Genomic DNA, 6,202 nt, shown 5'->3' on the forward strand with positions numbered 1-6,202 from the left:
GGGTTGCGGACGCCGGTCACGCGTCTGCGCCCGGCACGCCCAGCCTGCTGAGTCGTTCCCTGGCGGCGAGTTCGCTGGGGCCCCTGCGTCCCAACGCCAGGCGTACGACGCCGAGAACCAGCTTGGTAGCGAGCCTCACCGGCAGCGTCACAGGACCCAGCCGTGGTACAGCCAGTCCGAGCATCTGGCGGTACCTTGGCTCCAGGCTGTACACCGCACCGGCAAACAGGATCCGATAGCCCGGCCGGAGCACCCGGTTCAACGGCGGGTTCCGGATGAACTCCACCGTCTCCGCCACCCGGGCGTCGACGCGAAGCTCACCGCTCTGGTACCAGCGGTCCAGTTGCCTGTGCATGTCCGCTTCGCTCAGCGGTGGGTCCTCCACTCCCATCAGCCGCCCCGCCTGTGCCCATTCCCGGACATAGGCGTCGGGGCCGCCGGGTATGGCGCCGCCCCAGATTTTGTGGGCTGTCAGGAACGCGTCCGTGAACGCAAGGTGGATCCAGCCGGCCAGTTCCGGGTCGTTCGCACTGTAGCCGCGCTGCGTTCCGAGGTTGTCGCTGTAACTGCCCTGGACGGCCTCGTGCAGCCGGCGCACCCGGCGTGAGGCATTCTCCGCGGCTTCGGTGGAACCGTAGGTCACGGTGAAAATCCAGCGGATCGTGTTGGCCAGCCTGCCCAGCGGATCCTCGCGGAAGTTTGAATGTTCGTGGACGCCCGCAAGCGCGCCGGGGTGAAGGGCCTGCATCAACAGTGTGCGGATCCCGGCCACGATGGGCGACATGGAACCATGCACCGCCCACACCGCCGAACCGGGCAGGTGGTAGCCAGGGTCGTCCCCCTTCGCGAGATCGAGCTGCCACTGCGGAACACCGTCGGAGCCGTTACTAAACGTGTGGACAAGGCGTTTCTTGATAGGACTCAGGATGTTCTTCATTGTGCACGCCCTCCTGCGGCATACCCCGCTGTTGGGCTAATCGTAAGCACAACCCGGGCTCTCGAGGTGCCTGCCCGGACAACCTGGTTTCAGCCACCGGACAGCGGGCAACCACAAAAAAACCGCAGTGTCCCGCTGCAGGGTTCCCAGGGTCCCCGCCCGTATGTTCCCATGGGAGATACCGTCATGACAGGGGCGGCCAGCCACGTCCTGGAGTCAGTCTCATGGGCAATCACGCGGTATCCGGGAAGGACGCCACAGGCCCCAAAAGTTTGTGCCTGACCGCTGTGCGTGCCGTGGCGGCCAGCGGGGTGCTGGCCATGGCCGTCTGGGCGGTGAACCCCTCCGGCAGTGCACCTGAAGCGGGGACCTTGACGGCCTCCGTTATCCGCCCCGGCGCAGGCATGGGTGCCGTGGGGATTCCGGCTGGTTCCAGTACCGGCACCAGTTCAGACCGGCACGGCAGCAGGGAGTCGGGCGCACCGACGCTGGACGGTCTCGTTGCCGGGCCCCTGACCGCGGCCATCCTGAGCGACCCCCAGGTGGAGATCGCCTTTCCCCGTCCGCTGGTGAGTGGCCACGGGGAGGAGACCCCGTCTGCCCTCGCCGTGGAGCTGACAGCGGTGGGCAGGCCGCCGGCGGGGTATCTGATGGCTCCCCTCAAGCAGCTGGCTCCGTCGTCGCCCTTCGGTTTCCGAGTCAGTCCGTTGTCCGGAGCAGCAGGCGATTTCCACCTCGGCCAGGACTATGCGGCTCCCTGCGGCACCCAGGTCCATGCGGCTGACGCGGGAGAGGTCCGCGCGGCGGGCTGGCATCCCTGGGGCGGCGGCAACCGGGTTGAGATTGACCACGGCAACGGGCTGATCACCACGTACAACCACCTGGAGTCCATCGCCGTCCGCAGCGGGGATTCCGTCAGCGCCGGGCAGGCCATTGCGCGGGTGGGCTCCACCGGATGGTCGACGGGATGCCACCTGCACTTCGAAACGATCCTCGACGGGCACCACGTGAGCCCACAGAAGTGGCGCCTGATCGCGCTTAGGCCCTTCGGCGGTGGACCTGCTGACCTGCGGTCCTACCTGCCGGGCACTGACGCTCCGTCCACCGGGCCCATACGCTGGACCATCCCCGTGGGCCAGGGCAGCGAGCCTCCGCCGGCTCCCCGCTGGGTCAAAGCGACGACGACGACGGCCGGGTCTCCGTCTTCGCCAGCGTCCTGGCTGTCGACTCTGAGGCCCGCGGACTCCGGAACGCCGTCACCGACTGCATGGGCCGGGTATGGCACGCCGACGCCATCCGCGACGGAGACTGGGACTGGTACGCCGTCGCCGTCCCCGACGGAGACTGGGACTGGTACGCCGTCGCCGTCCCCGACGGAGAGTGAGACTGGCACGCCGTCGCCGTCCCCGACGGAGACGGGCACACCGACCCCGTCCCCGACGGAGACGGGCACACCGACCCCGACGCCGACGGAGACGGGCACACCGACCCCGACGGATCCGGGAACGGGAACACCGACACCGGTTGAGCCGGCACCCGCGCCGGTTGAGCCCGCGCCGGTTGAGCCCGCGCCCGTCGAGCCTGTACCCGTGCCGGTTGAGCCTGTACCGGTCGAGCCTGCACCCACGCCGGTTGAGCCTGTACCGGTCGAGCCTGCACCCACGCCGGTCGACCCTGTACCGGTCGAACCCGCACCCACGCCGGTTGAGCCCGTCCCGGTCGAACCCGCGCCGGCACCCACAGCGACTTTTTCCGTCGAACCGGTTCCGGCACCGAGTGAGACCACCGAACCGGTGCCGCTGCCAACCGGCACGACCGCGACCCAGGAGCCCTAGGACCCACCCGGAGGTTCACCCAGGAAACTCCAAGCCCGGACCAGTACACTGGTTCGCCGGTAACGAATTCCAGGCATGAACAATTCTCCGAGGACGCAACCTGTGACATCCCTGTACCCGATCCCCCTGACCCTGAACGACGGCACCACCACTGACTTTGGCATGTTCAAGGGAAAAGTGGTGATGGTGGTGAACGTCGCCTCCAACTGCGGGTTCACGCCCCAGTACGCCGGTCTGGAGACGCTCTACGAAAAGTTCAGGGACCGCGGGTTCGAGATCCTTGGCGTCCCGTGCAACCAGTTCGCCGGGCAGGAACCTGGCAGTGACAGCGAGATCGCCGAGTTCTGCCAGCGGAACTTCGGGGTGACATTCCCCTTGACCGTTAAGGCGGACGTCCGCGGCAGGAGCCAGCACCCGCTGTACGCGGAACTCACCAACTTCAAGACAGGACTTCTGCCCGGACTGGTGAAGTGGAACTTCGAGAAGTTCCTCGTCAACCGGGAAGGGGAAGTAGTGGGACGCTTTGCGCCCACAGTGGAACCCGACTCGGCAGAGGTGATCGACGCCATCGAGGGCGCCCTTGGTTAAAAAACCGCCGCTGCGCCGAACGCAGCCACGCAAAAGCGCAGTTCTTTCATCTTTTTCCACATCAGCCACGGCGATTTACCCAAAGTTTGCCAAATGTCTGATTGGATAAACCTTACTGAAGGGTACAAGGGAAGCGCCGTTTCCCACCGACCACAGAGGCAGCAATGGAGCACATCGAGGCCGAACATCCCCGGCCACGCCACTTCCTTCTCCACCTGAGCGATCCCCACTTGATGGGAGGTCCGGACCCCCTTTACGGCGTCGTTGACAGCGAAGCCAGGCTCATTCAGCTCTTTGAAGAGGTCAAGGCCTCCGGTGCACGGCCCGAGGCCGTCATCTTCACGGGAGACCTCGCCGACAAAGGCGATCCTGAGGCCTACGTCAAACTCCGGGCGATCGTCGACCCCGCCTGCGAAGAGCTTGGCGCCAAGGTCATCTGGGCGATGGGCAACCACGACAACCGCGCCAACTTCAGGACGGGCCTGCTGGACGAACCCGCCCATGACGGGCCCGTGGACAAGAGCTACTTCATCAACGGGCTCCGCGTCATCACCATGGATACCACCGTGCCCGGATGCCACCATGGTGAACTGAGCGCCTCCCAGCTTGAGTGGCTCACACGGCAACTGGACACTCCGGCCCCCGACGGCACCATCCTGGCGCTGCACCACCCGCCTGTTCCATCAGTCCTGGATCTCTCCGTCCTGGTGGAGCTGCGGGACCAGGCCTCGCTGGAGGCTGTGGTCCGGAACTCGGACGTCCGCACCATCCTTGCCGGGCACCTGCACTATTCGACCACGGCAAGCTTTGCCGGCATCCCCGTCTCCGTGGCCTCAGCCAGCTGCTACACCCAGGACCTGAACGTCCCCGCTGGGGGCACCAGGGGCCAGGACAGCGGCCAGTCCTTCAACCTGGTCCACGTCTACGAGCACACGATCGTTCACTCCGTGGTTCCCATGGGACGTTCGACGACGGTAGGCGAGTACGTCTCCCCGGAAGAGACAAAGCGGCGCCTGGACGCCGCCGGGGTCCGGATTCCGGAAAGCGCCAAGCAACGGAGCAGCCCAAAGCTCGGGCTGCCCAGCAGCCGCTAGGAGTAAAGACAAAGGTCCGTGCCGCCAGCGGCACGGACCTTTGTCTTCCGGCTATTTTTCCCAGGGCGCCTTGATAGGGAAGTACTTGTCCAGGAAATCGGTGACCTGTGCAGCGCGCTCGTCGGCAGGCACTTCCGGGAAACTGCCGTCGTTCAGGCAGAAGAAGTCCATGTTCCGCTTGGCCAGGAGCTTGGGCAGGTACTTCAGTCCCGACTTCATGGTGGTATCAACGTAGCGGACCTTCGCCGCCGTCTGGGTTACTGCCCGGCCGGTGAGCAGTGCGTAGTAGTGGTAGAACGAGTTGGTAACGGAAATGTTGTCCGCTGCCCGGAAACGGCTGGCAGCCGTTTTCCGGAACTCCTCCGGGAACTCCCGCTCCATCTTCGACACAACGCTGCGGCGCAACGGTGCAGCACAGTGCTCCAGGTGTCGGGTGGTGATCCGCCCGAACCGGTTCCACAGCAGCTTCCGGTTGACGCGGGCTGCGTTCTCGAACCCGCTCCGCTCAACGGCGTTCTCACCCAGGCCGATCCGGGTTTCCGCCTCGACAAACTTCGTGATGCCGCCGGGCGTGAAAAACAGGTCCGGGCTGACCGGCCGGCCGAAGAACATGTCGTCGTTCGAGTACAGGAAGTGCTCCGAGAGGCCTTCGATGTTGTGGAGCTGGCACTCCACCGCCTGCGAATTATGCGTGGGAAGCACCGAGGGGTCCGAGAAGAACTCTTCACTGCGGACAATGGTCACCGAGGGATGGTCCGCCAGCCACTCAGGGGCCGGTGAGTCCGTGGCGATGAAGATGCGGCGGATCCACGGGGCGAACATGTACACGGACCGGAGTGCGTATTTGAGTTCGTTGATCTGCCGGAAACGGGCCTCGTGGTCGTCGCCCTCGCCCAGGACAACGTCCTTCTGCTGGGCGCGCCGGGCGGCAATGTACTCGGGGGAGCTTCCGTCCACCCAGGAGAACACCAGATCGATGTCGAAGCTGATGTCGCTGGCGTGGTCGGCGAACATGTTCTCGATGGTGGGCCAGGTGTGGCCGTAACGCTCCACGGTGCCGCGGACGGCATCCTGGCGGAGCAGGGTCCTGCGCGTGAGGGAGTTCTCGATCGGCAGGGTGATTTCATTGGCCTTGAAGGACCACAGCTCAATCTGCACACCTGCTGACGAGCCGAACTCGAAGCCGCCGTTGGGTTCCACGCGGGGCCGGTACAGGCGGAAGATGCGCGCCTGGCGGTTGGTGGAAAGCTCGCCGTCCGCAACCAGCAGCGAGGTCTTCTTCTTGGCATCCACCGTCATGGAGTAGAAAGGCTCGTCCCGGCAGGCTTCCACCAGGGCCGCCCGCAGTTTCTTCCGGTCTTTCCAGTCCAGGGCAATGACCGGCCGGTCGTTGTTGCCCCTGACCAGCAGGTACGCCAGGTCCGCGTTGGCTAGCACGTTGCGCACGAACAGGAGGTCCTCCACCATGGCCTGGTAAGGGGTCCTGGTCTGGTTGATCAGCGCGATGCGGCCCTTATGCGTGATGACATCAGGGCGGGGGTTAAGCCGCTGCTCAGCTTCGGGGGAAGTGATCTCCGCGTGGAATTGTTCCTCTACGGAGGCCTGGCCTCCGTAGTAGACCTCGTCTTGAACCGGTGCTTCTGTAATGGTCGTCTCCGTGCTCGTCAAAGTATGCGTTCCTACCTGCATGATAGCCGGGCGGCCTAAACAGCAGGTTTCGGGCAGGATGCCCGGGGCCGGGGAACCGG

General features: G+C 65.2%; 5 protein-coding genes. 3 read left to right on the forward strand and 2 right to left on the reverse strand.

What is annotated here, in order from left to right; genetic code table 11:
- Window positions 1-16: 16 nt before the first annotated feature.
- On the reverse strand, window positions 17-937 hold the full coding sequence (locus HTS88_RS18540; RefSeq protein ID WP_174180981.1) for an oxygenase MpaB family protein: 921 nt from the start codon (window positions 935-937) through the stop codon (window positions 17-19).
- Between the two features lie 224 nt (window positions 938-1,161).
- Here HTS88_RS18540 and HTS88_RS18545 point away from each other — a divergent pair, with 224 nt between their 5' ends.
- The 3 genes from HTS88_RS18545 (at window position 1,162) to HTS88_RS18555 (ending at window position 4,454) form a co-directional block, all read left to right on the forward strand.
- Window positions 1,162-2,772 carry a peptidoglycan DD-metalloendopeptidase family protein gene (locus HTS88_RS18545; RefSeq protein WP_174180983.1) on the forward strand — a complete coding sequence of 537 codons (1,611 nt, stop codon included), beginning with the start codon at window positions 1,162-1,164 and terminating at the stop codon, window positions 2,770-2,772.
- Window positions 2,773-2,874: 102 nt separating this feature from the next.
- Window positions 2,875-3,360: a glutathione peroxidase gene (locus HTS88_RS18550; protein ID WP_343045020.1), complete on the forward strand. Its 486-nt coding sequence runs from the start codon at window positions 2,875-2,877 to the stop codon at window positions 3,358-3,360.
- Between the two features lie 164 nt (window positions 3,361-3,524).
- Window positions 3,525-4,454, forward strand: coding sequence for a phosphodiesterase (locus tag HTS88_RS18555; RefSeq protein WP_174180987.1), 930 nt, complete (start codon window positions 3,525-3,527; stop codon window positions 4,452-4,454).
- Between the two features lie 51 nt (window positions 4,455-4,505).
- On the opposite strand, the gene HTS88_RS18560 is transcribed toward HTS88_RS18555, so the two are convergent.
- Window positions 4,506-6,143 carry a stealth family protein gene (locus HTS88_RS18560; RefSeq protein ID WP_174180989.1) on the reverse strand — a complete coding sequence of 546 codons (1,638 nt, stop codon included), beginning with the start codon at window positions 6,141-6,143 and terminating at the stop codon, window positions 4,506-4,508.
- Between the last annotated feature and the right edge of the window lie 59 nt (window positions 6,144-6,202).

The organism is Pseudarthrobacter oxydans, from assembly GCF_013314975.1.
In the GTDB taxonomy this organism is placed as follows: Bacteria; Actinomycetota; Actinomycetes; order Actinomycetales; family Micrococcaceae; genus Arthrobacter; species Arthrobacter oxydans.